21 protein-coding genes are annotated in these 23827 nt (G+C 63.5%); 10 read left to right on the forward strand and 11 right to left on the reverse strand.

All coding sequences use genetic code 11. From position 1 onward, the window contains the following. Positions 1–57 precede the first annotated feature (57 nt). Genes queA through U9J33_RS10080 form a run of 6 tightly spaced genes read left to right on the forward strand, consistent with a single transcriptional unit; the run spans position 58 to position 7129 of the window. Complete coding sequence (gene queA / locus U9J33_RS10055; RefSeq protein ID WP_324694925.1) at positions 58–1092, forward strand: tRNA preQ1(34) S-adenosylmethionine ribosyltransferase-isomerase QueA; 1035 nt, start codon at positions 58–60, stop codon at positions 1090–1092. A gap of 42 nt (positions 1093–1134) precedes the next feature. Then, a complete protein-coding gene (locus U9J33_RS10060; RefSeq protein ID WP_324699033.1) occupies positions 1135–2070 on the forward strand; it encodes an ABC transporter ATP-binding protein in 936 nt (311 codons plus the stop codon). Then, a complete protein-coding gene (locus U9J33_RS10065; RefSeq protein ID WP_054441704.1) occupies positions 2067–2840 on the forward strand; it encodes an ABC transporter permease in 774 nt (257 codons plus the stop codon). The genes U9J33_RS10060 and U9J33_RS10065 overlap by 4 nt, the downstream gene beginning before the upstream one ends. 17 nt (positions 2841–2857) lie before the next feature. Beyond that, positions 2858–3916: a DUF481 domain-containing protein gene (locus U9J33_RS10070; protein ID WP_324694928.1), complete on the forward strand. Its 1059-nt coding sequence runs from the start codon at positions 2858–2860 to the stop codon at positions 3914–3916. 19 nt (positions 3917–3935) lie between these two features. Next, a complete protein-coding gene (tgt, locus tag U9J33_RS10075) occupies positions 3936–5060 on the forward strand; it encodes a tRNA guanosine(34) transglycosylase Tgt (protein ID WP_324694930.1) in 1125 nt (374 codons plus the stop codon). 47 nt (positions 5061–5107) lie between these two features. Then, complete coding sequence (locus U9J33_RS10080) at positions 5108–7129, forward strand: S9 family peptidase (protein ID WP_324694932.1); 2022 nt, start codon at positions 5108–5110, stop codon at positions 7127–7129. Positions 7130–7152: 23 nt separating this feature from the next. Here the strand turns inward: U9J33_RS10080 and U9J33_RS10085 are convergent, their stop codons facing one another. The 7 genes from U9J33_RS10085 to rpiB all read right to left on the reverse strand — a co-directional run bounded on the left by U9J33_RS10085 (position 7153) and on the right by rpiB (position 11698). Further along, a complete protein-coding gene (locus U9J33_RS10085; protein WP_324694934.1) occupies positions 7153–7377 on the reverse strand; it encodes a hypothetical protein in 225 nt (74 codons plus the stop codon). A gap of 116 nt (positions 7378–7493) precedes the next feature. Continuing rightward, entirely contained in the window at positions 7494–8108 is a 615-nt protein-coding gene (gene rpsD / locus U9J33_RS10090; protein ID WP_054441709.1) for a 30S ribosomal protein S4, read from the reverse strand. A gap of 356 nt (positions 8109–8464) precedes the next feature. Continuing rightward, a complete protein-coding gene (locus tag U9J33_RS10095; protein WP_185997484.1) occupies positions 8465–9205 on the reverse strand; it encodes an RNA methyltransferase in 741 nt (246 codons plus the stop codon). Next, complete coding sequence (gene nrdR, locus U9J33_RS10100; RefSeq protein WP_324694937.1) at positions 9198–9686, reverse strand: transcriptional regulator NrdR; 489 nt, start codon at positions 9684–9686, stop codon at positions 9198–9200. Before nrdR ends, U9J33_RS10095 begins: the two co-directional genes overlap by 8 nt. Before the next feature lie 31 nt (positions 9687–9717). Further along, positions 9718–9942: a hypothetical protein gene (locus U9J33_RS10105; protein ID WP_054441713.1), complete on the reverse strand. Its 225-nt coding sequence runs from the start codon at positions 9940–9942 to the stop codon at positions 9718–9720. Positions 9943–9946: 4 nt separating this feature from the next. Next, positions 9947–11245 carry a serine hydroxymethyltransferase gene (gene glyA / locus U9J33_RS10110; RefSeq protein WP_132468771.1) on the reverse strand — a complete coding sequence of 433 codons (1299 nt, stop codon included), beginning with the start codon at positions 11243–11245 and terminating at the stop codon, positions 9947–9949. Positions 11246–11260: 15 nt separating this feature from the next. Further along, the gene (rpiB, locus tag U9J33_RS10115) at positions 11261–11698 is read right to left on the reverse strand and encodes a ribose 5-phosphate isomerase B (RefSeq protein WP_185997482.1); all 438 of its coding nucleotides are present in this window, start codon (positions 11696–11698) and stop codon (positions 11261–11263) included. 166 nt (positions 11699–11864) lie between these two features. Between rpiB and U9J33_RS10120 the strand changes: the two genes are divergently transcribed. After that, entirely contained in the window at positions 11865–13577 is a 1713-nt protein-coding gene (locus tag U9J33_RS10120) for a M28 family peptidase (protein WP_324694941.1), read from the forward strand. Positions 13578–13580: 3 nt separating this feature from the next. Here the strand turns inward: U9J33_RS10120 and U9J33_RS10125 are convergent, their stop codons facing one another. From U9J33_RS10125 to U9J33_RS10140, 4 genes are all read right to left on the reverse strand, one after another. Continuing rightward, positions 13581–14015 (reverse strand): hypothetical protein, encoded by a 435-nt coding sequence (locus U9J33_RS10125; RefSeq protein ID WP_324694943.1) that lies wholly within the window; start codon positions 14013–14015, stop codon positions 13581–13583. A 96-nt stretch (positions 14016–14111) separates the two neighbouring features. Further along, positions 14112–16127, reverse strand: a complete 2016-nt coding sequence (rpoD, locus tag U9J33_RS10130) for an RNA polymerase sigma factor RpoD (protein WP_324694945.1) — start codon at positions 16125–16127, stop codon at positions 14112–14114. A 40-nt stretch (positions 16128–16167) separates the two neighbouring features. Next, positions 16168–18036, reverse strand: coding sequence for a DNA primase (gene dnaG, locus U9J33_RS10135; protein WP_324694947.1), 1869 nt, complete (start codon positions 18034–18036; stop codon positions 16168–16170). Positions 18037–18063: 27 nt separating this feature from the next. Next, positions 18064–18516, reverse strand: coding sequence for a GatB/YqeY domain-containing protein (locus U9J33_RS10140; protein WP_185997479.1), 453 nt, complete (start codon positions 18514–18516; stop codon positions 18064–18066). A gap of 163 nt (positions 18517–18679) precedes the next feature. Between U9J33_RS10140 and carA the strand changes: the two genes are divergently transcribed. From carA to carB, 3 genes are all read left to right on the forward strand, one after another. Beyond that, positions 18680–19846, forward strand: a complete 1167-nt coding sequence (gene carA / locus U9J33_RS10145) for a glutamine-hydrolyzing carbamoyl-phosphate synthase small subunit (RefSeq protein ID WP_324694951.1) — start codon at positions 18680–18682, stop codon at positions 19844–19846. Between the two features lie 166 nt (positions 19847–20012). Further along, positions 20013–20390 (forward strand): hypothetical protein, encoded by a 378-nt coding sequence (locus tag U9J33_RS10150; RefSeq protein ID WP_054435711.1) that lies wholly within the window; start codon positions 20013–20015, stop codon positions 20388–20390. Between the two features lie 47 nt (positions 20391–20437). Then, the gene (gene carB, locus U9J33_RS10155; RefSeq protein WP_324694953.1) at positions 20438–23761 is read left to right on the forward strand and encodes a carbamoyl-phosphate synthase large subunit; all 3324 of its coding nucleotides are present in this window, start codon (positions 20438–20440) and stop codon (positions 23759–23761) included. Positions 23762–23827: the final 66 nt, after the last annotated feature.

Raw genomic sequence — 23827 nt, forward strand, 5'->3', positions numbered from 1 at the left:
GTGACCTGAAGCGAAAAATGGATGACGCCGCGTGAGTGCGCCCCTAGAGGGCGGCTCATGCGCGTTGACCTTTTCGACTTCGACCTTCCTCCCGAGAATATCGCCCTCCGCCCCGCGCGTCCGCGCGATTCGGCGCGGATGCTGGTCGCGCAGGGCCGCGACGAAGGGGCTCTGGTCGAGCGCGTCGTGCGCGATCTTCCCGGAGAACTGCGCCCCGGCGACATCCTCGTGTTCAACGACACCCGCGTCATTCCTGCCCAGCTCGAAGGGCGCCGCGGCGAGGCCCGCATCGGAGCCACGCTTCACAAGCGGATCGACCTTCGTCGCTGGCAGGCTTTCGTCCGCAATGCCAAGCGCCTGAAGGCGGGCGATCGCATCGAATTTCCCGCAGACGTCACTGCCGTGGCCGAAGTGCGCCACGATGACGGCAGCTGGACCTTGCTGTTCGAGGGCGACGAGCCCGTCGAGGTCTTGCTGGAGCGGGCAGGGCGCATGCCGCTGCCGCCTTACATCGCCGGCAAGCGCGAGACCGACGAGCAGGACGCCAGCGATTACCAGACGATGTTCGCGCGCGAGAAGGGTGCCGTTGCCGCTCCCACCGCCGCGCTGCACTTCACGCCCGAACTGATCGAGCGGCTGGATGCGGCGGGCGTGAAGCGCGAGACGCTGACGCTTCACGTGGGTGCCGGCACTTTCCTGCCGGTCAAGGCGGATGAGACGCAGGACCACAAGATGCATGCCGAATGGGGCCGCATCGATGCCGAGACCGCCGATCGCCTGAATGCCGCGCGCGCGGGCGGCGGAAGGGTCATCGCGGTGGGCACCACCAGCCTGCGCCTGCTGGAAAGCGCGACGGGCGAGGACGGCGTGATTCGTCCCTTCGAAGGGGACACCTCGATCTTCATCACGCCCGGCTATCGCTTCAAGGCGATCGACGGGCTGATGACCAACTTCCACCTGCCCAAGTCCACGCTGTTCATGCTGGTTTCGGCGCTGATGGGGCTGGAGCGGATGCAGGCGGTTTACGCCCATGCGATCGCGCAGGGTTACCGTTTCTACTCCTACGGGGATTCCAGCCTTCTTTTGCCCTGAGGGGACTTGGAACTGTCACCGGTTTCGCGCATCACGCGGGCCATGGAACCCATTCTCGAAATCAGCGGTCTGACCAAGACTTACGCCGGGGGCTTCACCGCGCTCCAGGGCGTGGACCTCACGATCAACAAGGGCGAGATATTCGCGCTGCTCGGGCCTAACGGTGCGGGCAAGACAACGCTGATCGGCGCGGTCTGCGGCCTCGTGCGGCCGACCAGCGGCACCATGCGCGCCTTCGGCGAGGACATGACTCACAACTGGCGCTCCCTGCGTGCCCGCATCGGACTGGTTCCGCAGGAACTGGCGACCGACATGTTCGAGACGGTCATCCACTCGGTGAACTATTCGCGCGGCCTGTTCGGCCTGGCGCCGGACCCCGCGCGGGTCGAGGAAATCCTGCGTGCGCTCAGCCTCTGGGACAAGCGCAAGGCGCAGATCCGCGCACTTTCGGGCGGCATGAAGCGCCGCGTGCTGATTGCCAAGGCGCTGGCGCATGAACCCGACCTGCTGTTCCTCGACGAGCCGACCGCCGGTGTCGATGTCGAGCTTCGCCGCGACATGTGGGCGCAGATCGCCGAGCTTCGCGACCGCGGAACCACGATCATCCTCACCACGCACTATATCGAGGAGGCCGAGGAAATGGCCGACCGCGTGGGCATCATCCAGGCGGGCAGCATCCGCATGGTGGAAGAAACGCGCTCGCTGATGAAGCGGCTCGGCCGCACCGAAGCACATATCGGCCTGGCCACGCCTCTGGCGCTCGTCCCCGAAGCGCTGGCCCCGTACAATCTCTCGCTGGGCAATGGAGGGCTCGAACTCGTCTATCGCGGCGGCGACGGTTCGGGCGGAGGCAAGGCGCAAGTGGCTCAGCTCACCAAGGATCTCGTGGCAAACGGCATCGATTACACCTCGATCGAAATTCGCGAATCGAGCCTTGAGGAAATCTTCGTCGATCTTCTGGAAGGAGCGGCGGCATGATCGCCTTCAACGCGCGCAGCACCTGGACCATCTACAAGCGCGAGGTCATGCGGGCCATGCGCACCGCCATGCAGTCCATCCTCGGACCTGTTCTGACTACGGTGCTCTACTTTGTCGTGTTCGGCGCGGCGATCGGCAGCAAGATGGATTCGGGCATGGCCGGCGTCAACTACGGGGCCTTCATCGTGCCGGGCCTGCTGCTGCTGACCCTGCTGAGCGAGAGCACGTCGAACGGCAGCTTCGGCATCTACATGCCGCGCTTCACCGGCGCGATCTACGAATTGCTTTCGGCGCCGGTGGGCGTTGCCGAAACGCTGATCGGCTTCGTGGGAGCAGCGGCCACCAAATCCCTGATCCTGGCGGCGATCATCCTCGTGACGGCCACGTTCTTCGTCGACTACACGATTGCCCATCCATTCTATGCGCTGGGCTTCATCCTGCTGGTTTCGGCAAGCTTCTCCTTGTTCGGGTTCATTCTGGGGATCTGGGCGGACAGCTTTGAAAAGCTGGGCATCGTTCCGGTGCTGTTCATCGTGCCGCTGACATTCCTTGGCGGTACGTTCTACTCGATAGACCTGCTGCCCGAACCTTGGCGTTCGGTCGCCATGGCCAATCCGGTGGTCTATCTGGTGAACGGGCTGCGCTGGTGCTTCTACGGCAGTTCGGACTTCCCCATCGGCCTGTCGCTCGGCATGACGCTGGGCTTCCTCGCGCTCTGTGTGGCGTTCATCGCCTGGATCTTCCGCACAGGGTGGCGCCTGCGCGCCTGAGTCGGTAATATCGTGTCATGACAATGCGTTTGGCTGTTTCGATTGGTGTGCCTGCCTTGCTGATTGCCGTCCCGGCTCAGGCGGAGCCGCCCCAATCCTTTCAGTTCGAACCCTTCCCGGATATCGAGATCGTGTCGGTGGTTCCTGTCGTGGAGCTGCCGCTTCGTCTCGTGCTGCCGGACTATGTCTCTCCGCCGCCGTTCATCCCGGCGCCGCCGCCGCGTCTTCCCCGCAATGTGAAGGCCATGATCGAGGCGGCGGTGAAGACGAAGGATTCGGCCACCGTTGCAGCGGTGGTCAAGGCGGCGCTTGCGACACAGCCTTATGACAAGGAAGAAATCCGCACGATGCAGCAGGCGTTCCTCGATGCGAACGCCCGCGAAATCGCGGAGAAGGCGAATGCGGAAACGGAGCGGATCCGCCGCGCCGCGCTGCTCGAACTCTGGACCGGCAAAGTCGAACTCGGCGCTTTCCGCGCGACGGGAAACACCAGCAATTTCGGCTATACCGGGGCGGTCAAGCTGGACCGTAAAGGCATCGACTGGCAGCATACGATCCAGCTCAACGCGGATTTCCAGAAGGATCGCGGCTCGGTCACGCGTGAGCAGTACGGGGCCAGCTACCAGCCGCGATATACCCTGAACGACGGCTTCTTCACTTATGGCCGAATGCAGTACGAAAAGGACCGCATTCAGGGCTATCTGGATCGCTACTCGCTGTCGGGCGGGCTCGGCTACCGTGTGCTCAAGCGTGACAATGTGACGCTGTCGATGGAAATCGGCCCGGCGCTTCGCCGCACGCGCTATGTCACCGTGCCCAAGGAAACGACGTGGTCGACGCTGACCTCGCTCGATTTCGACTGGCAGGTCAGCCCGACGATCAAGCTCACGCAGGATGCCTCGTCCTATGTGGAAACCGGCAATAGTACCTTCACCTCGGCTACCGGCCTTGAAGCGGGAATGAGCAAGGGGCTGAAGGCGCGCCTGTCCTATTCGATCGAGCACGAAACCTCTCCGCCGGACGGTTCGCTCCAGACCGACACGATCTCTCGCTTCTCACTGGTCTACGGCTTCTGAAGTCTGTAACGGGCGGGTCATGAACCCCCGTTTCGAATTCTCCATCCACGCCACCGACGGCAAGGCCCGTACCGGCACGATCAAGATGCGCCGCGGCGAAATCCGTACGCCAGCCTTCATGCCGGTGGGCACGGCGGCAACCGTGAAGGCGATGAAGCCGCAGGATGTGCGCGCCACCGGCGCCGACATCATCCTGGGCAACACCTATCACCTCATGCTGCGCCCCGGTGCCGAGCGTGTCGCCCGGCTCGGGGGATTGCACAAGTTCATGAACTGGGACCGCCCGATCCTGACGGACAGCGGCGGCTATCAGGTCATGAGCCTGTCGGACTTGCGCAAGATCACCGAGAACGGCGTCACTTTCGCCAGTCATCTCGACGGTTCGCGCCATCTGCTGACGCCAGAGCGTTCGATGGAAATCCAGCGCCTGCTGGGGTCCGACATCGTGATGTGCTTCGATGAATGTCCCAAGATCGATCAGCCCCGCGACGTGATCGCACGGTCCATGGAAATGTCGATGCGCTGGGCCCGGCGCAGCCGCGACGGTTTCGACAGCGGCGGCGAGCATGCGGCCAATTCCTCCCTGTTCGGCATCCAGCAGGGCGCGCTCGACGAAGGCCTGCGCAAGGCTTCGGCCGATGCGCTTACCGAGATCGGTTTCGATGGTTACGCCATCGGCGGACTTGCGGTGGGCGAAGGGCAGGAGGCGATGTTCGCCACGCTGGAATTCGCGCCCGGCCAGCTTCCGGTCGATCGTCCGCGTTATCTCATGGGGGTCGGCAAGCCCGACGATCTGGTCGGTGCGGTGGAGCGCGGCGTCGACATGTTCGACTGCGTGCTGCCCAGCCGCTCGGGCCGCAACGGCCAGGCCTTCACCTGGAACGGCCCGCTCAACTTGCGCAACGCCCGCCATGCGGAGGACAGCAACCCGCTGGACGATCGCTGCAAGTGCCCTACCTGCGCGACCTACAGCCGCGCTTATCTGCATCATCTCGTGAAGGCGGGAGAAATTCTGGGTTCCATGCTGATGACCGAGCACAACATCTCGTTCTACCAGCAACTCATGCAGGGCATGCGCGACGCCATCGCCGCCGGCACTTTCGCCCAGTTCGCGGCAGACTTCCGTCGCGAGTATCTCCATTGATCTACCAGCAGATTTAACTGGAAGAGGTTCTCTCTCAAGGATAGTCGATGGCTATCCACTGGGGGGATTACATGAAGAAGATTTGGCTCGCCGGCCCGGCTTTTGTGCTGGGCATGGCAGGATGGGGAACGGCCCAAGCCGAAAGCGTCGAAAAACTGGCGGCTGCTTTCGGCGCTCGGCAGGATATCACGGATATAAGCCTTGCTCCGGGCGGCGCACTTGCCGCTATTGTCGCGCCTTCGGGCGGGCGTGGTGACAAGGTCATGATCGCCGACCTGGTAAAGGGCGGTGCTCCCCGGACGATCCTGAACGCGTCCGGACAGGGAGAACATGTCAGCTATTGTTCTTGGCCCAGCGACGCGCAACTGGTTTGCAGTATCCTCGTCCAGGACAAGAGCACTGGGAACGTCTTGTCGTTCAGTCGCCTTCTTTCGCTCAGTCTGGACGGTTCGCCTGCCAAGATGCTCACGCAGAGCGCTAACAGCCGTTCGTTGGGGGTGGCGCGATACGGGGGCGACATCATCGATTGGCAGGGCGGGAAGCCGGAAGAAGTGCTGATGCTGCGTCAGTACATTCCCGAAAATACGATAGGGACGCGGCTGGCCCAATCAGGGGAAGGGCTCGGTGTCGAAAGCCTGAATGTTCGCACCCTGCGCCGTGCTACCGTGGAAAAGCCGAACCGGACAGCCGCCGGCTACATAACCGACGGGATGGGCAATATCCGCATCATGGCGAGCACGCCTGCAATGGGCATAGGCTATGATCGCAATTATACCGATTATTTCTATCGCCTGGTGGGGCAGCACGGCTGGAACCCGTTGGGAAGGGTCACCGTCAATCCTTCCGGCACCTATTCGGGTTTCCGGCCCGTGGCAGTCGACCCGGAGAGCAATTCGGTATTTGGTTTCGACAACAAGAACGGCTTTTCCGCACTTTACCGGCAGAGCCTCGATGGCTCCAACCGCCGGGAGGAAGTCATCTCGAAGCCCGGTGTCGATGTTGACGAATTGATCCGCATCGGTCGATCAAGGCGGGTGGTGGGCGTCTCATTCGCCACGGATTATCGCCAGATCGAGTATTTCGACCCCAAGCTGGCAGCCTTGCGCTCGGCGCTCTCGAAGGCGCTGCCCGGTGATCCTTCGGTGACGATCGTCGATTCCAGCGCTGATGAGAGCAAGCTGCTCATGTTCGTGGGGAGCGATATCGATCCGGGGAAATATTATATTTTCGACAAGGCCACACGCAAGCTGGAGGAAGTCCTCCCGCTACGGACAGCCATGTCCGGACGCACGCTCTCGCCCATGAAATCCATTCAGTTTCGGGCTTTTGATGGTACGATGGTCCCGGCTTACCTGACCCTGCCGCCCGGCAGCGATGGGAAAAATCTTCCCGCCATCATCATGCCGCACGGCGGACCCTCGGCACGCGACGAATGGGGTTTCGACTGGCTAGTGCAGTTTTTTGCGGCACGTGGTTTTGCCGTTCTTCAGCCGAATTTTCGCGGATCGTCGGGCTACGGCGAAGCCTGGTTCGAAAAGAACGGATTCCAGTCCTGGCGCACGGCTGTGGGTGATGTCACCGATGCAGGAGATTGGCTGGTATCGAACGGGATCGCTGCGAAAGGCAAGCTGGCGATCTTCGGGTGGTCATATGGTGGATATGCAGCGCTGCAATCGGGGGTGCTGAAGCCGGATCTGTTCAAGGCGATCATCGCTGTAGCACCGGTCACCGACCTTCAGCAGCTGCGCAACGATCATCTCAACTATTCGGACTACAAGCTGGTCGACGCCATGATCGGCAACGGGCCGCATGTTTCGCAAGGATCACCCGCGCAGAACGCCGCGAAAATTCAGGCGCCTGTCCTGATGTTTCATGGCGACTGGGATACCAACGTCGATATCGACCAGTCAGAGCTGATGCAGCGGCGCCTGCTCGATGCCGGGAAGCGGGCCGAACTGGTCACCTTCAAAGGTCTCACGCACTCGCTGGTTGAAGGCGAGGCGAGGGCCAGGATGCTGGCTCAGAGCGACGCTTTTCTGCGCGAGAACCTGGGGATGCCGAAAGAGTGAGCTCTCCGGGCCTGAGTGTAAGCTCAGGCCGGTTGCAGCGCCTCTCCGGCTTCTTCGTGAAGTGCGCCGATCTCGAGCTTCGTGCCGACATAGGCGACGAAACGCCCGGTGCGGGAATCGAGAAATCCGGCGCCGATTTCCGCCGCGAACTGCTTCGCGGTCTCGAGGTCGGGATACCATTTGCCGGTGCGGTTGGGGGTAATGAATCGATAGCGTGACATGGTGACTGTCCAATGCACGAGAACCATGTCCGTTCCCTGACAAATTCCTCGATTTACCGCGCTTTCCGGCGGTTCGTCGCACAAAAGAAAAGGGCGGCCCGTGAGGGCCGCCCTTCGCATGTCTTGTCCGGTGGACCGGGACCTTAGCGCGAGTAGAACTCGACGACCAGGTTCGGTTCCATCTTCACCGGGTAAGGCACTTCGTCGAGCGTCGGAACGCGCACGAAGGTCACCTTGTCGGTGCCGTCGGTCGAAACGTAGTCAGGAATCTCACGCTCGGGCAGGTTCTGCGCTTCGATGATGAGAGCCATTTCCTTGGCCTTGTTGCCGAGGCTGATGACGTCGCCAACCTTCACGCGACGCGAAGCGATGTTGCACTTCACGCCGTTGACGCGGATGTGGCCGTGCGAAACGATCTGGCGAGCCGCGAAGATGGTGGGTGCGAACTTCGAACGGTACACGACCATGTCGAGACGCTGTTCGAGCAGACCGATCAGGTTCTGACCGGTGTCGCCCTTCATCTTCGAAGCTTCCTGGTAGGTGCGCTTGAACTGCTTCTCGGTCACGTCGCCGTAGTAGCCCTTGAGCTTCTGCTTGGCGCGCAGCTGGATGCCGTAGTCCGAAAGCTTGCCCTTGCGGCGCTGGCCGTGCTGGCCCGGGCCGTAGCTGCGGCGGTTGACCGAGCTCTTGGGGCGACCCCAGATGTTCTCGCCCATGCGGCGGTCGAGTTTGTACTTGGCGCTTTTACGCTTCGACATAAGTCGTCTCCTGTTCTGCTGCCGCCTCCGACCTGAAGGCGATCCGTGTTGTCCCGGGGCGCACCATCCAGCCTACTTTGCGGGATGCGGCCGCCGCTTCACCGGGGTGCGGGGCCGAATGGACGGGCTGCCGAAACAGGCAGGCGCCATGTGAAGGCGTGCCCCTTACGGACTGGGGCCGGAAAGTCAAGCCGCATCGGTGGATTTGCGGTCTCGAATGCGTCGTAACGACATGCCTTCGGCACATCTTACGGCGGCGCCGGCCCGCTACCCCATCCGCCTTGTGTGAGCCCACCTGAAATGGCGGCCCTGCAGGACGGCTGATGGGGGAGCGGGCTGGCGCCGCAATCCGCAGATCAATCGCGGTTGCGGCGCTCTTTCTCCAGTGCGGAGAGGACACCGCGCAGGGTCCGTACTTCGAGGTGGTTCCATGCCGGCTTGGTCAGCAGGTTGCGCAAGGTCAGCCGGTTGGCGGCGGCACGTGTTTCGGGCCAGAAGTAGTTCTTGGGTTCGAGCATCCGCTCGAAATGACCGATCAGGCCTTCCAGTTCGTCCTGCGGGGCGGGGGGGAGCAGGTCCTCGACGGTCGGCTGGGCCAGTTCACCTGACGAGACCGCGCCCTTCGACCATTCGTAGGCGCAGAGGATCACTGCCTGTGCAAGGTTCAGCGAGGCAAATTCGGGATTGATCGGCACCGTCAGGATCGCACGGGCAAGCGCAACGTCTTCTGTCTCCAGCCCGGAGCGCTCGGGGCCGAAGACATAGGCGGAGCGGCCCTGCGCGGTATGGACTTCGCGTGCCGCTTCCTCGGGGGTGACGACAGGCTTGGTGACGCCGCGCTTGCGAACGGTCGTGGCGAAGACATTGCCGCAATCGGCAACGGCCTCTGCCAGGGTCTCGAAGACTTCGGCGCGTTCCAGGACCAGGTCGGCACCTGCCGCGGCGGGACCGGCGGAGGGGTTGGGCCAGCCGTCGCGCGGTGAAACGAGGCGCATTTCGGTAAGGCCGAAGTTCAGCATGGCGCGTGCGGCCTTGCCGATGTTTTCCCCGAGCTGCGGGCGGACCAGCACGATGACCGGCTTCTTAACGTCAGTCATCGTTGCGACCTTCCATGTGGCCCGGACCCGCGACATCGCGAACCGTCCCGGCGAATTCCTCGAAGTCGCGCGCCTCGTTGAAGGCGCGGTAGACCGAGGCGAAGCGAATATAGGCGACCGAATCGAGCTGGCGCAGACCTTCCATCACCATCTCGCCGACTTCGCGCGACGAGACTTCGGATTCGCCGAGCGTTTCCACCTGGCGCTGCACGCCGGACACGAGCTGGTCGATCTTCTCACGCTCGATCCCGCGCTTGCGGCAGGCGAGAGTGGCGGACTGCTCGATCTTGGCCCGGTCGAAAGGCTCGCGGGAATCGTCGTTCTTGACGACGGTGATCTCGCGAAGCTGGACGCGTTCGAAAGTCGTGAACCGCGCGCCGCAGCTTGAACACTGGCGGCGGCGACGGATCGCCGTGTTGTCCTCGGTCGGGCGGCTGTCCTTGACCTGGGAATCGTCGTGGGCGCAAAAAGGACAGCGCATTCAGTAAGATACTTTCAAGACTTGAGAGACTTCAGGGGCGCACGCGCTTGTAGAACTGATATCCTGCACCGGCGGCAAGGCCGAGCGGGATCGATACGAACGGCAATACCGCGCCGGCCACCGCCCCCAACGCGCCCCAGACGAGCACCGGCTTGGTCGAAGGATGGTCGAGACCATCCTGGAGCATTCCGGCGATTTCATGGCGTGCATCGGTGATGAAGTCGCCATTGTCGTGGGGGCGGTTGGGGTCGGTCATGGCATCAGTCCTCGTAGATCGGGAAACGGTCACACAGGGCTTCAACGCGCGTGCGCACGTTCTGCTCCACCTGAGCGTCGCCCGCCTCGCCGCACTTGGCAAGGCCGTCCAGAACGTCGGCAACCATGTTGCCGATTTCGCGGAATTCTTCCGGACCGAAGCCGCGGGTGGTGCCGGCGGGCGAGCCCACGCGGATGCCGCTGGTCTTCATCGGCGGCAGCGGATCGAAGGGGATGCCGTTCTTGTTGCAGGTGATGCCCGCACGTTCCAGCGCCTCGTCCGCGTCCTTGCCGGTCACGCCCAGCGGCGAGAGGTCGATCAGGGCGAGGTGCGTGTCGGTGCCGCCCGAAACGATCGCGGCGCCGCGCTCCTTCAGGGTTTCGGCGAGGACCTTGGCGTTCTCGATCACGCGCGCGGCATAGTCCTTGAACTCGGGACGCAGCGCCTCACCGAAGGCCACGGCCTTGGCAGCGACGACGTGCATCAGTGGGCCGCCCTGAAGGCCGGGGAACACCGCCGAGTTGATCTTCTTGGCCAGCGCCTCGTCATTGGTGAGGATCATGCCGCCGCGCGGACCGCGCAGCGTCTTGTGCGTGGTGGTGGTGGCGATATGTGCGTGCGGGAAGGGCGAGGGGTGCAGGCCAGCGGCCACGAGGCCGGCGAAGTGCGCCATGTCGACCTGGAACAGGGCGCCCACGGCGTCTGCGATTTCACGCATGCGCTTGAAGTCGATCACGCGCGGATAGGCCGAGCCACCGGCGATGATCAGCTTGGGCTGGTGTTCCTTGGCCAGGGCCTCAACCTCATCGTAGTCGATCAGGTGGGTGTCCTTGGTCACGCCGTACTGCACGGCCTTGAACCACTTGCCAGAAAGCGCGGCGCGGGCGCCGTGCGTCAGGTGGCCGCCGGCATCGAGGCTCATGCCCATGATGGTGTCACCGGGCTTCACGGTGGCGAGCAGAACGGCGCCGTTGGCCTGCGCACCCGAGTGGGGCTGCACATTGGCGAAGCCGCAGTCGAACAGCTGCTTCGCGCGTTCGATGGCGAGCGTTTCGACTTCGTCCGAGGGCTCGCAACCCTGGTAGTAACGCTTGCCGGGGTAGCCTTCGGCGTACTTGTTGGTCAGCACCGATCCCTGCGCTTCGAGCACGGCCTTGGAGACGATGTTCTCCGAGGCGATCAGCTCGATCTGCTTGCGCTCGCGCTTGAGTTCGTGGCCGATGGCCTTGGCCACGGCGGGATCGCTTTGCGCGATGCTGTCGGTGAAGAAGCCGGGTGAACGGATGGCGGTTTCAACGGTCATGTTCTGAAAGCCCCTTCAGAAGGACGGATTGGAAAGTTTTTCGACGCGTCCGGCATGGCGGCCGCCGCCGAATTCGGTCGAAAGGAAGGCGTCGAGGCAGGCCTTGGCCATGTCGATCCCGGTCAGTCGTGCGCCCATGGCGATGCAGTTGGCATCGTTGTGCTCGCGCGCCAGCGCTGCGGAGAGCGGCTCGGAAACAAGCGCGCAGCGGCAGGCCGGGTCGCGGTTCACGGCAATCGAGATGCCGATGCCGGAGCCGCACAGAGCGACGCCGAACTGCACCGTGCCGTCAGCGACGACCGATGCGAGCTTGTAGCCGTAGTCGGGGTAATCGACGCGGTCAGCGGTTTCCGGGCCGAGGTCGGCCACTTCGTGACCTTGTTCGATGAGGTATTCGCGCAGTTCGGCCTTGAGGTCGACGGCGGCGTGGTCTGATGCAATCGCGATGCGCATGGAATCGGTTCGCCTGTCCTGGATGCGAGGATTCTTTCGCGCTCCCCTTAGTCGCGAGTTCGTCGCTTTGCCAGTCTTGCGCGCATCTGGAGTCGAAAGGGACTGGCGAGCGGTGAAGGACGTGGCATTGTCGGCCCGACTTGTTCCCGAAAATCAGGAGGATCGCGTGAAGAGCGGCAAATGGTTCCTTGTGGCATTGCTTCTCGCCGTGGGGCTGGCGATCCTGGGAACGACGCCGCCGAGACCCGCTCAGGTCACGGCAGCCGCCCGGGATTTCTCCGCCTTGCGGGCGATGGGCGATGTGGAGCGCATCGCCCGCGCGCCGCATCCCAGCGGATCGGCCGAACATGCGGCTTTGCGTGGCTACCTGATGCAGCGGCTTGGCGAACTGGGCCTGACGGTGCGCACGCAGGAAGGGACTTTTCCGGAGGACGCACGCCGGGGCCTGAATGCCCGCAGTGGCGGTAATGCCGCGCGCATCCCGTTGACGAATGTACTCGGCCTTCTGAGGGGATCCGAGCCGAACCTGCCCGCCGTGGCGCTGATGGCGCATTATGACAGTGTCTGGGGGTCTCCGGCTGCGGCCGACGATGGGGCGGGAGTTGCGTCGATCCTGGAGACCGTGCGTGCGCTCTCGCTGGACCGGGAGCGTCGGCGGGATGTCGTGGTGATTCTCACGGATGGGGAGGAATCCGGGCTGCTGGGGGCGAGGATGTTCTTTGCGCAGGCCCCTGAAGCGCGGCGGATCGGCGCGATCGTGAACCTGGAAACGCGCGGCGGTGGCGGCAAGGCGAATCTGTTCCAGACATCCGCGCTGAACGGCGATGTCGCGCGGCTCTGGGCGGATACGGCACCGCATCCGGCGGGTACGTCGCTGGCGACTTTCATTTACAGCGTCTTGCCTAACGATACCGATCTCTCGGTGGCGCTGCCGCATGGTTATCCGGCGTGGAACTTCGCCTTCATCGGAAGGCCCGGGCTTTATCATTCGCCGATGGCGACGGCCGACAGGCTCGACCGAGGCTCTCTTCAACAGATGGGGGAGCAGACCCTGGGACTTGCACGGGCCCTTGCCCGCAGCGCGGAACTGCCGGGCCGGGCGCCGGACGTGGTGTTCTTCGACGTTTTCGGCCTGTTCGTGGTGCATTATGCGGTCTGGTGGGGCTGGGTGATGCTGGCCGTGGGCTTCGTCGGCCATGGGCTGCTGTCGCTACGCCGGTTCGAGGGCAGGGCCTTCCTGGACGGTGCTGTGCGAATGCTTGGGCTTGTTCTGGTGACGGCGGGCGCGCTCTATCTGCTCAACCTGTTGTCCGGTGCGGATGGCCCGGTGAACTATTACGACCGCCTTGCTGCTATCCCGAGGCTCCAGATCGTGGCGTTTTGCGCCAGTGTGGCCGTCTTTGTACTCCTGCTGGGCCGCAAGCCGGACGGCGAGGCGGGGGAGGCCGGATTGGTGCTGCCCTTGCTTCTGGGCGGCACCGCGTTTCAGGCTTACGCTCCGTCAGCCGCCTATGTGCTTGCGGTGCCGCTGATGCTGGGAGGCGTAGTGGCGCTGCTGCGAGCGTTCGGGCTTGGCGGTCTGGCGCGGGCGGCGGGAGCGACCGTTGCAGGTGTGGTAACAGGCTACGCGCTCATGCTCGGCTATTCGCTGTTGCAGGCAGTGGGGCCGACGATGCCGATGGTGGCGGTTCTTCCGCTGGCGATCGCCGTTTGCGCATTGGTGCCGCTACGGCCTGCGCTACCTTTACGCGGTTCGCGGGTGCTGGCGGCACTGCTGCTGCTGATGGCCATCGGTGTTTCCCTGTGGGTGCGGCTGGATGCTCCAGCGGTCAGCATCGCGGCCTATTCGGACGCCAGGAAGAGCCACGGCAAGACCTGAGCGCTATTCGAAGAACTCGGGCGGCGGCTCGCGCAGGTTCCGCGCGCCGCGCATACCATGCAGGACCAACTTGCTGACCACGGCAGCCAGCGTGGCAATCGGGATGACAGCAAAGATACCCGCTGCATCGATGCTCAAAGCCACGAAAGATGTCGCGAGAACGCTGGCCAGAAGGGCCAGGAGCATCAGGTAGCCTGCACGCTCACCCTTCTGCTGGGAGAAGCGAAAAGCGCAGGCGAAGGATGTCGCAAGGATTGCAGCAAGGAGCATGAGTAACGGAGGCGGCAGTGTGAGCAGGAAGGCGGGGCCGGCGATCCGCAGCACTGCCAGCAGGCCCATCAGGATCAACGATGGGAAAGTTATGCAGGCACCTGCGGCGCAGAGCGTTGCTTCGCGAGCGCCCGCTTCGCTGACAATATCGGTATCCCCGAAGGCCATGGCTTATCGTTCTTCCAACCGGGAGGGAGCATCAGGGGATGATGTCCATAAAAAAGAGCCCCGCCGAAGCGAGGCTCTTGTATCTTCGTGCAGTTGTTACTGATCGAGGAACGAGCGCATCTTGCGGCTGCGGCTCGGGTGCTTGAGCTTGCGCAGGGCCTTGGCTTCGATCTGGCGGATACGTTCGCGGGTAACCGAGAACTGCTGGCCGACTTCCTCAAGCGTATGGTCGGTGTTCATGCCGATGCCGAAGCGCATGCGCAGCACGCGTTCCTCACGCGGGGTGAGCGAGGCAAGGACGCGGGTCACCGTCTCCTTGAGGTTCGCCTGGATCGCCGCGTCCACCGGGATGATCGCGTTCTTGTCCTCGATGAAGTCACCCAGATGCGAATCTTCCTCGTCGCCGATCGGCGTTTCGAGCGAGATCGGCTCCTTGGCGATCTTCATCACCTTGCGCACCTTTTCGAGCGGCATGGACAGGCGCTCGGCCATTTCTTCCGGCGTGGGTTCGCGGCCCTGCTCGTGAAGGAACTGGCGGCTGGTGCGGACCAGCTTGTTGATCGTCTCGATCATGTGCACCGGGATGCGGATCGTGCGGGCCTGATCCGCGATCGAGCGCGTGATCGCCTGCCTGATCCACCAGGTGGCATATGTCGAGAACTTGTAGCCGCGGCGGTACTCGAACTTGTCGACCGCCTTCATCAGGCCGATGTTGCCTTCCTGGATGAGGTCCAGGAACTGCAGGCCGCGGTTGGTGTACTTCTTGGCGATCGAGATCACCAGACGCAGGTTCGCCTCGACCATTTCCTTCTTGGCGATGCGCGCCTCGCGCTCGCCCTTCTGGACCATGTTGACGATGCGGCGGAACTCGGGAAGCGCCATGCCGGTAGCGGCGGCGATGTCGGAGACTTCCGAACGGATGCGTTCGACCGGTTCGGCCTCGGCCTCGGCGAAGGCGGCCCACTTCTTGTCCTTCTTCGCCATGTCGGTGAGCCAGGTATCGTCCAGCTCGCGCCCAACATAGGTTTCGAGGAAGTCGGTACGCTTGACCTTGTGACGCTCGGCAAGGCGCAGCATCTGGCCGCCCAGCGTGGTGAGGCGGCGGTTGAAGGCATAGAGGTTGTCGACGAGATACTCGATCTTCGTCGCATGGAACTTCACCGATTCGACCTGCGCGGTGAGGTCTTCGCGAAGCTGCTGGTACTGGTCTTCCTTGGCGGCCGGGAAATCGATGCCCAGCGCCAGCGCGTCGAGGCGCTCGGACTGGAGGCGCTCGAAGGCTTGGAACAGCTCGGTGATGAGCATGAACTTCTCAAGCGCTTCGGGCTTGAGGGCCGCTTCCATCTGCGCGAGGCTGAGGGTGTTGTCTTCTTCCTCTTCCTCGGCTTCGCGCTTCGGAATGGGATTGCCGTCCTCGTCGACCTCGGAGGTTTCCTCCTCGACGTCGTCCTCGTCCTTGAAGGAGGGACCGGCGGTCTTTTCGCTGATCTCGCCGTCGTCGTCGCCTTCACTGTCTTCCGACAGGCTTTCGGGCGCGGGCTCCTTCGAAAGCATCGCGTCGAGATCGAGGATCTCGCGCAGTTGCATCTCGCCGTTGTTGAGCGCTTCCGACCACTGGATGATGGCGTGGAAGGTGATCGGGCTCTCGCACAGGCCCAGGATCATCATGTCGCGGCCGGATTCGATGCGCTTGGCGATGGCGATTTCGCCTTCGCGGCTGAGCAGTTCGACCGCGCCCATTTCGCGCAGATACATCCGCACCGGGTCGTCGGTGCGCTCGACGGTTTCCTTCTTCTTGGCGTCGACCACCATGCGGGGCGAGACATCGTCGGAATCCGATTCCTCGTTGTCGCGATCGTCGTCCTGCTGGCCTTCGGAATCCTCGTCGCTCTCGACAATGTTGACGCCCATTTCCGAGATCGCGGCCATGATGTCCTCGATCTGCTCGGAAGACATCTGGTCCTGCGGAAGAGCCTCGTTCAGTTCGTCGTAGGTGATCACACCCCGGCGTTTGGCACGGGCGATAAGCTTCTTGATCGCGCCTTCGTTGAGGTCGATCAGCGGTGCGTCAGTGCCGTCGTTGGTGTCGCCGGTGTTGTCGTTTTTGCTCATTCTTCGCCGTTATCCCCGTGCATTCATCCCAATTATAATATCAGGAAGAAGCCGCCTGTCTTGTCGCCATTTGCCTGAGGCGACTGTCAAATTCCAGCTTTCTCTTGAGTAGCCGCTGTTGATCGGCAAAAGCCTCGTCAGACAACTCGCTTTCGAACCGTGCCGTCGCTTGCGCCAGAGCGGCATCCAGAACCGGACGCTCCACCAGGAGATCAATTGCCTGGGCCAAATCCTCTGCCGCCTGATCCGCGCCTGTTCCGGAATTGAGGAAACCGAAGCGCAATCCTGAGTATTCTGCGGTGCCGGGGATCTCCAGGCCATTCTCGACCAATATGGTGGCCAAACGGGTGCTTTCAAGCGCTTCGTTCGTGTCGCAGCAATCGAGCAGCAAACCGAAGCGCGGATCGAGGCCGGGGGTCCGCGCGAGGGCTTCGGCGTGACGCCTGATCTGTGCCGGCCACTGGATCAGCCCGGCCACGACTGCCGCCGACAATGCATCGCGCGCGCCGCCGCCGATGGCCTTGCGGAGGCGTTCGAGGGATTCGGGGCTCGATTCGGGCTGCGGCGTCCATCGCCCTTTCTGGTTTCCGCGTTGGCCGGGGCGGAATGCGGGGCGATCCTGTTGCTGCCAGCGGTTCTCCCGCTTCGGGAAGGCGAATTCGGAATAGCGGTCCTGCAGTTCGCGCCTGTAAAGGCTGGCGATATCGGGGTTCTGGATCGCATCGACATGGGCCATGAGCCGGGCCTTGAGGCCGGCCTTGTCTTCCGGTGTGATAAGCGGCTGGGCATCGCGTTCCGCTTCCCACAGCACTTCGACAAGACTGCGGGCTTCGCCGAGCAGGTCTCCCATGGCTCGGGCGCCGCGCTGCCTGATGAGGTCGTCTGGGTCGAGCCCCTCGGGCAGGCGAACGATTCGCAGGCTATGGGCAGGGCGGAGCAGGGGCAGGGCGCGGGTGACGGCGCGCATGGCTGCGCGCTGGCCGGCGGCGTCGCCGTCGAAGCACAGGATCGGCGTTTCGACATGGCGCCAGAGCATCTCGATCTGTTGCTCGGTGAGTGCGGTGCCAAGCGGGGCGACGCATTCGCCGAAGCCTGCTGCGGCCAGCGCGATCACATCCATGTAGCCCTCGACCACCACCATCCGCCCCGACTGGCGGGCGGCCGGCGCGGCGCGGTGCAGATTGTAGAGGGTGCGGCCCTTGTCGAAAAGCGGCGTATCCGGGGAGTTCAGGTACTTGGGCGCATCCGTCTTGTCCTTGGCGAGGATGCGCCCGCCAAAGGCGATGACACGGCCGCGCGCATCCTCGATCGGCAGCATGAGCCGGCCGCGGAAACGGTCGTAAGGGTCGCGGTTCTCGACCTCGATGCGCAGGCCTGCCTCGACGAGCATGTCCTCGGGGAAGCGGCCCAGGGCTTCCTTCATCGCCTGCCGTCCCTCGGGCGCGAAGCCGAAGCCGAAGCGCTGGAGGGTATGAGCGTCGAAGCCGCGCGTTGCGAGATAGGCTTTTGCCGCCGCGCCGCCGGGCGCGGTCAGGTTCTGCACGAACCACGCCTGTGCCGCCGCCATCACGTCGTAAAGCGTGTCGCGCTTTTCGGCCGCCTTGGCTGCGCGCGGATCGGGCGCTGGCACATCCATCCCCGCTTCGGCCGCGAGTTCCTTGACCGCGTCCATGAACGACAGGCCCTGATGGTCTGTCATCCAGCGGATCGCATCTCCATGTGCGCCGCAGCCGAAGCAGTGATAGAAGCCTTTTTCGTCGTTGACGGTAAAGCTTGGAGACTTCTCGTTGTGGAAGGGGCAGCAGGCCTTGAACTCACGCCCCGCCTTCTGAAGGCGCGTGGAGCGACCGATCAGCGCCGAAAGCGTCGTCCGGGCGCGGAGCTGGTCAAGCCATTGAGGGGTAAGCACGGTCCTGCCGCCCGGTTTCGTGTCAGCTCAGGCCAGCGCCGCCTTCACCCAGCCCGAAGCCTTGCCCATGTCGAGCTGCGAGCCGTGGCGGGCCTTGAGCGCGGCGACGACCTTGCCCATGTCCTTCATGCTCTCGGCGCCGACTTCGGCCTTGATGGCGTCGATCAGGGCCTTGGTCTCTTCCTCGGAGAGCTGGGCGGGCAGGAAGGTCTCGATCACGTCCAGTTCGGCCTTCTCTTCGGCGGCCTTCTCGGGGCGGCCGCCTTCTTCGAAGAGCTGGATCGATTCGCGGCGCTGCTTCACCATTTTCTGGAGCACGTCGATGATCATGGCATCGTCGTCCGGGAGGGAATCGGCGGTGCGCAGTTCGATGTCGCGGTCCTTGATCTTGGCAAGGATGAGGCGAACCGCTGCAAGGCGCGGCTTGTCGCCCGCTTTCATCGCAGTGATCTGGGCGGCCTTGATCGAATCACGAAGCATTGGTTTCCTGCTGTTCTGATAGGTTTTGGGGAGTGTCGTGGCGCAAAACTAGCAAGTCGTGCGCCAAATTGCACCCTTGCCGCCTTGACGCGGTGCACAACCCTCTCTAGCGGGCAGGCCTTAGCACACATAGTCAGAAACGCCGTCAACGGAGCGACCCACCATGGCCGACGCCGCATATACGCTTGCGCCCAAACCTGAAGGGGCGACAGGCGTTCTCGTCCTGAGCGATGGACACGTGGTCTGGGGCCGCGGCTTCGGAGCCGTGGGCGAAGCAGTCGGAGAAGTCTGCTTCAACACCGCGATGACCGGTTATCAGGAAGTGATGACCGATCCGTCCTACGCGGGCCAGATCGTTACTTTCACGTTTCCCCACATCGGCAATGTCGGCGTCAACGACGAAGACCTTGAATCCAAGGTCGACGGCGCGGTCGGCTGCGTCGTTCGCGAGGACGTGACGCCGTCTTCTAACTTCCGCTCGGCGGGCGAGTTCGGTGACTGGCTTGCCGCCAAGGGCAAGGTCGGGCTCGCCGGGGTCGACACCCGCGCGCTGACCCGCCGCATCCGCCTTCAGGGCGCGCCGAACGCGGTGATCGCCCACAACCCCGAAGGCGAGTTCGACATTCCCGCGCTGATCAAGCGCGCGCAGGAATGGCCGGGCCTCGAAGGCATGGACCTTGCCAAGATCGTCAGCCGCGAAATCCAGGAGGGCTGGGAAGGCTCGACCTGGGAACTCGGCCAGGGCTTCGGCGCCGGGGAAGGCGAAACCCGCCCGCACGTCGTCGCCATCGACTACGGCGCCAAGGACAATATCTTCCGCAACCTCGTGAAGGCCGGCGCCCGCGTGACCGTCGTTCCCGCCGAGACTTCGCTCGACGCGATCCTCGCGCTTGAGCCCAAGGGCGTGTTCCTCTCGAACGGCCCGGGCGATCCGGCGGCGACCGGCGAATATGCCGTTCCGGTGATCCGCGCGCTGCTGGAGCGCGACGTGCCGATCTTCGGCATCTGCCTCGGTCACCAGATGCTCGGCCTCGCGGCCGGCGCCAGGACCTCGAAGATGCACCAGGGCCACCGTGGCGCCAACCATCCTGTGAAGCGCTTGGACGACGCCGTCGTCGAGATTACCTCGATGAACCACGGCTTCGCGGTCGACAACCAGACGCTGCCCGACAATGTCGAGGAAACCCACGTTTCGCTGTTCGACGGTTCGAACTGCGGCATCTCCATCAAGGGGAAGAAGGCCTTCGGCGTGCAGTATCACCCCGAAGCCAGCCCCGGTCCGCAGGACAGCTTCTACCTCTTCGAGAAGTTCGTGGGTATGCTGGCCTGATGGGTATAACGGGTCGGTCTCTCTTCGCGGCGTTCGCGCCGCGCCCCGCATCGGCGATCATTGCCGGTGCGGACCAGCGAGTTTTCGACCCGCCAGCACAGTTTGCCTATGCAGTCGAGTGTCCGGCCTTAGCGGCCGGAGCCCATGCAAAGCAAGGTGATGCCCAATGACCGACCTTATCGACCACATGCTCGCTTACTATATTGCCGGACAGGCTGCCGAACTCACGGTTGCGCCGCGTTTCTACCCTTACGGTGAATTGCAGCTCATCTTCGAGGACAAGGTCTCGGTCGCCGTTCGCAAGTTCGGCCCCAAGGTGCGCAAGCACGCCAAGGAAGCCGGCAAGGTCTTCATCGACCGGATGCTCGAAACGGGTGCCTGGTCGACCACAGAGGGCGAGTATGGCGGTTCGATGCACCAGTTTCAGGCTGACCGATACCGCGCGGTGATCCGCGAGGAGCAGGACAGCAACCCGATCATTCTCAAAGCCAAGGCCGAAGGCCCAGATTACTGGGACAAGGCGTTTGGCGAACTGGTGGCCTAGGCCGCCAGTCCGACATACAAGACACACAGGACACCCCAGGACAGCCCATGCCCAAGCGCACAGACATCTCCTCGATCCTCGTCATCGGCGCCGGCCCGATCATCATCGGCCAGGCCTGCGAATTCGACTATTCGGGAACGCAGGCGATCAAGGCGCTCAAGGAAGAGGGCTACCGGGTCGTCCTGGTGAACTCCAACCCGGCGACGATCATGACCGACCCGGACATGGCCGACGCCACTTATGTCGAGCCGATCACCCCGGAAGTGGTCGCCAAGATCATCGAGAAGGAGCGCCCGGATGCGGTGCTCCCGACGATGGGCGGTCAGACCGCACTGAACTGCGCGCTGGCGCTGTTCAACGACGGAACGCTGGAGAAGTTCGGCGTCCAGATGATCGGCGCCGACGCCGACGCCATCGACAAGGCCGAGGATCGTCAGCGTTTCCGCGACGCGATGGATAAGATCGGCCTCAATTCGGCCCGCTCGGGCGTGGCTCACACCATGGACGAAGCCTTCGCGGTGCTCGAACGCACCGGGCTGCCTTCGATCATCCGTCCCAGCTTCACGATGGGCGGCACCGGCGGCGGCATCGCCTACAACAAGGCCGAGTTCGAGACGATCGTCCGCTCCGGCCTCGACGCTTCCCCGACCACCGAGGTCCTTATCGAGGAATCGCTGCTCGGCTGGAAGGAGTATGAGATGGAGGTCGTGCGCGACAAGCACGACAACTGCATCATCATCTGCTCGATCGAAAACGTCGATCCCATGGGTGTCCACACGGGCGACTCCATCACTGTCGCGCCGGCGCTGACGCTGACCGACAAGGAATACCAGATCATGCGCAACGCCTCGATCGAGGTGCTGCGCGAGATCGGCGTGGAAACCGGCGGTTCGAACGTGCAGTTCGCGGTCAATCCGAAGGACGGCCGCCTGATCGTCATCGAGATGAACCCGCGCGTTTCGCGCTCGTCGGCGCTGGCTTCGAAGGCCACCGGCTTCCCGATCGCGCGCGTCGCGGCGAAGCTGGCCGTGGGCTACACGCTCGACGAGATCATGAACGAGATCACCGGCGCCACGCCGGCCGCGTTCGAGCCGACCATCGACTACGTCGTCACCAAGATCCCGCGCTTCGCCTTCGAGAAGTTCAAGGGCGCCAAGAATGACCTCACCACCGCGATGAAGTCGGTCGGCGAAGTCATGGCGATCGGCCGCAACATCAAGGAATCGATGCAGAAGGCCCTGCGCGGTCTCGAAACCGGCCTTGACGGTTTCAACCGCGTGGTCGAGCTGGAAGGCGCGGGCCGCGACGTGATCACCGCTGCCCTGTCCCGTGCGACGCCGGAGCGTCTGCTGCATGTCGCGCAGGCCTTCCGCGAAGGCTTCACCGTCGATGAGATCCACGCGATCGCGCACTACGACAAGTGGTTCCTGCGTCACATCGAAGAGATCATCGCCGAAGAGGCGAATATCATGAAGAACGGCCTGCCGGTCGATGCGCAGGGTCTGCGCCGCGTCAAGGCGATGGGCTTCTCGGACAAGCGCCTTGCCACGCTGGCTGTGCGTTCGGTTGGCGTCGCGGGCGGCATGGGCGAGACCCAGGCCAAGCGCTCGGGCCTGCTGCACGACGCGCTGCGCGCCATGGCCGGCGCCACCAGCGAGGACGAGGTGCGCGCACTGCGCACCAAGCTGGGCGTCCACCCGGTATTCAAGCGCATCGATTCCTGCGCGGCCGAGTTCGAGGCGGTGACGCCCTACATGTACTCGACTTATGAAGCCCCGATCTTCGGTGAGCCCGAGAACGAGGCCAATCCGTCGGATCGCCGCAAGGTCGTGATTCTCGGCGGCGGTCCCAACCGCATCGGCCAGGGGATCGAGTTCGACTACTGCTGCGTCCACGCCTGCTTCGCGCTTGCCGAAGTCGGCTACGAGACGATCATGGTGAACTGCAACCCCGAGACCGTCTCGACCGACTACGACACCTCGGACCGCCTCTATTTCGAGCCACTCACCGGCGAGGACGTGCTGGAAATCCTGCGCGTCGAACAGTCGAAGGGCGAGCTCGTCGGCGTTATCGTGCAGTTCGGCGGCCAGACCCCGCTCAAGCTGGCGCAAGCGCTGGAAGACGCCGGCATTCCGATCCTCGGAACCTCGCCCGACGCGATCGACCTTGCCGAAGACCGCGAGCGGTTCTCGGCGCTGGTCGAGAAGCTGGGCCTCAAGCAGCCGGCCAACGGCATCGCCCGCAGCCGTGACGAAGCCGTCGCCGTTGCCAATCGCATCGGCTACCCGGTTCTCATGCGTCCCAGCTACGTGCTCGGCGGCCGCGCCATGGAGATCGTCGACAGCGAACAGCAGCTCGACGACTACATCGCCACCGCCGTTCAGGTCTCGGGCGACAGCCCGGTGCTGATCGACCAGTACCTGCGCGACGCCATCGAGTGCGACGTCGATGCGCTTTGCGATGGTGACCAGGTCGTCGTCGCTGGCGTCATGCAGCATATCGAGGAAGCGGGCATCCACTCGGGCGACAGCGCCTGCTCGCTGCCGCCCTACAGCCTGCCTGCCGAAATCATCGCCGAGATGGAGCGCCAGGCTGAAGCACTGGCCTTCGGGCTCAGCGTACGCGGCCTGATGAACATCCAGTTCGCGGTGAAGGACGGCGAGGTCTACCTCATTGAAGTGAACCCGCGTGCCTCGCGCACCGTGCCCTTCGTCGCCAAGGCGCTGGGGCAGCCGGTCGCCAAGATCGCCTCGCGCATCATGGCCGGCGAAAAGCTGGCAGACTTCCCGCCGTTCAAGCGTGACCTGCCTTATGTGGCGGTCAAGGAAGCGGTCTTCCCCTTCGCGCGCTTCCCGGGCGTCGATCCGGTGCTGAGCCCCGAAATGAAGTCGACCGGCGAAGTCATGGGCATCGATGCCGACTTCCCGCGCGCTTTCCTCAAGGCCCAGCTTGGGGCCAGCATGCGCCTGCCCGACAGCGGTCTCGTCTTCGTTTCGGTGAAGGACAGCGACAAGCCGGTCATCCTTCCGGCGGTCCAGATCCTGGTGAAGGAGGGCTTCCGCATCATCGCCACGTCAGGCACGCACAAGTACCTGACCGAAGCCGGCCTGCCGGTGGAACTGGTCAACAAGGTTGCCGAAGGACGTCGGCACATCGTCGACAAGATCGTGGATGGCGACATTGCGCTGATCTTCAACACGACCGAAGGTTGGCAGAGCCTGAAGGACTCGCAATCGATCCGCGGATCCGCGCTTACCGGCAAGGTGCCGTACTTCACGACAGCGGCCGCCAGCGTCGCTGCTGCACAGGCAATTTCTGCGCAAAGCGGGAGCCAGCTTGAAGTGCGTTCGTTGCAGGATTATTATAGCTGAAATCGATCTAGCCTCCCCACATCGCTGCAGATCGGCCCAGTCCCCGGGAATATCCTGTGGGACGGG

Origin of the sequence: Novosphingobium sp. RL4 (genome assembly GCF_035658495.1) — a bacterium.
Taxonomy (GTDB): Bacteria; Pseudomonadota; Alphaproteobacteria; order Sphingomonadales; family Sphingomonadaceae; genus Novosphingobium.

What these genes read in the sequence shown, in the direction of transcription:
- queA (WP_324694925.1), top strand. Translation starts at nt 58, where the DNA reads ATGCGCGTTGACCTTTTCGACTTCGACCTTCCTCCCGAGAATATCGCC.
- U9J33_RS10060 (WP_324699033.1), top strand. Translation starts at nt 1,135, where the DNA reads ATGGAACCCATTCTCGAAATCAGCGGTCTGACCAAGACTTACGCCGGG.
- U9J33_RS10065 (WP_054441704.1), top strand. Translation starts at nt 2,067, where the DNA reads ATGATCGCCTTCAACGCGCGCAGCACCTGGACCATCTACAAGCGCGAG.
- U9J33_RS10070 (WP_324694928.1), top strand. Translation starts at nt 2,858, where the DNA reads ATGACAATGCGTTTGGCTGTTTCGATTGGTGTGCCTGCCTTGCTGATT.
- tgt (WP_324694930.1), top strand. Translation starts at nt 3,936, where the DNA reads ATGAACCCCCGTTTCGAATTCTCCATCCACGCCACCGACGGCAAGGCC.
- U9J33_RS10080 (WP_324694932.1), top strand. Translation starts at nt 5,108, where the DNA reads ATGGCTATCCACTGGGGGGATTACATGAAGAAGATTTGGCTCGCCGGC.
- U9J33_RS10085 (WP_324694934.1), bottom strand. Translation starts at nt 7,377, where the DNA reads ATGGTTCTCGTGCATTGGACAGTCACCATGTCACGCTATCGATTCATT.
- rpsD (WP_054441709.1), bottom strand. Translation starts at nt 8,108, where the DNA reads ATGTCGAAGCGTAAAAGCGCCAAGTACAAACTCGACCGCCGCATGGGC.
- U9J33_RS10095 (WP_185997484.1), bottom strand. Translation starts at nt 9,205, where the DNA reads ATGACTGACGTTAAGAAGCCGGTCATCGTGCTGGTCCGCCCGCAGCTC.
- nrdR (WP_324694937.1), bottom strand. Translation starts at nt 9,686, where the DNA reads ATGCGCTGTCCTTTTTGCGCCCACGACGATTCCCAGGTCAAGGACAGC.
- U9J33_RS10105 (WP_054441713.1), bottom strand. Translation starts at nt 9,942, where the DNA reads ATGACCGACCCCAACCGCCCCCACGACAATGGCGACTTCATCACCGAT.
- glyA (WP_132468771.1), bottom strand. Translation starts at nt 11,245, where the DNA reads ATGACCGTTGAAACCGCCATCCGTTCACCCGGCTTCTTCACCGACAGC.
- rpiB (WP_185997482.1), bottom strand. Translation starts at nt 11,698, where the DNA reads ATGCGCATCGCGATTGCATCAGACCACGCCGCCGTCGACCTCAAGGCC.
- U9J33_RS10125 (WP_324694943.1), bottom strand. Translation starts at nt 14,015, where the DNA reads ATGGCCTTCGGGGATACCGATATTGTCAGCGAAGCGGGCGCTCGCGAA.
- rpoD (WP_324694945.1), bottom strand. Translation starts at nt 16,127, where the DNA reads ATGAGCAAAAACGACAACACCGGCGACACCAACGACGGCACTGACGCA.
- U9J33_RS10140 (WP_185997479.1), bottom strand. Translation starts at nt 18,516, where the DNA reads ATGCTTCGTGATTCGATCAAGGCCGCCCAGATCACTGCGATGAAAGCG.
- carA (WP_324694951.1), top strand. Translation starts at nt 18,680, where the DNA reads ATGGCCGACGCCGCATATACGCTTGCGCCCAAACCTGAAGGGGCGACA.
- U9J33_RS10150 (WP_054435711.1), top strand. Translation starts at nt 20,013, where the DNA reads ATGACCGACCTTATCGACCACATGCTCGCTTACTATATTGCCGGACAG.
- carB (WP_324694953.1), top strand. Translation starts at nt 20,438, where the DNA reads ATGCCCAAGCGCACAGACATCTCCTCGATCCTCGTCATCGGCGCCGGC.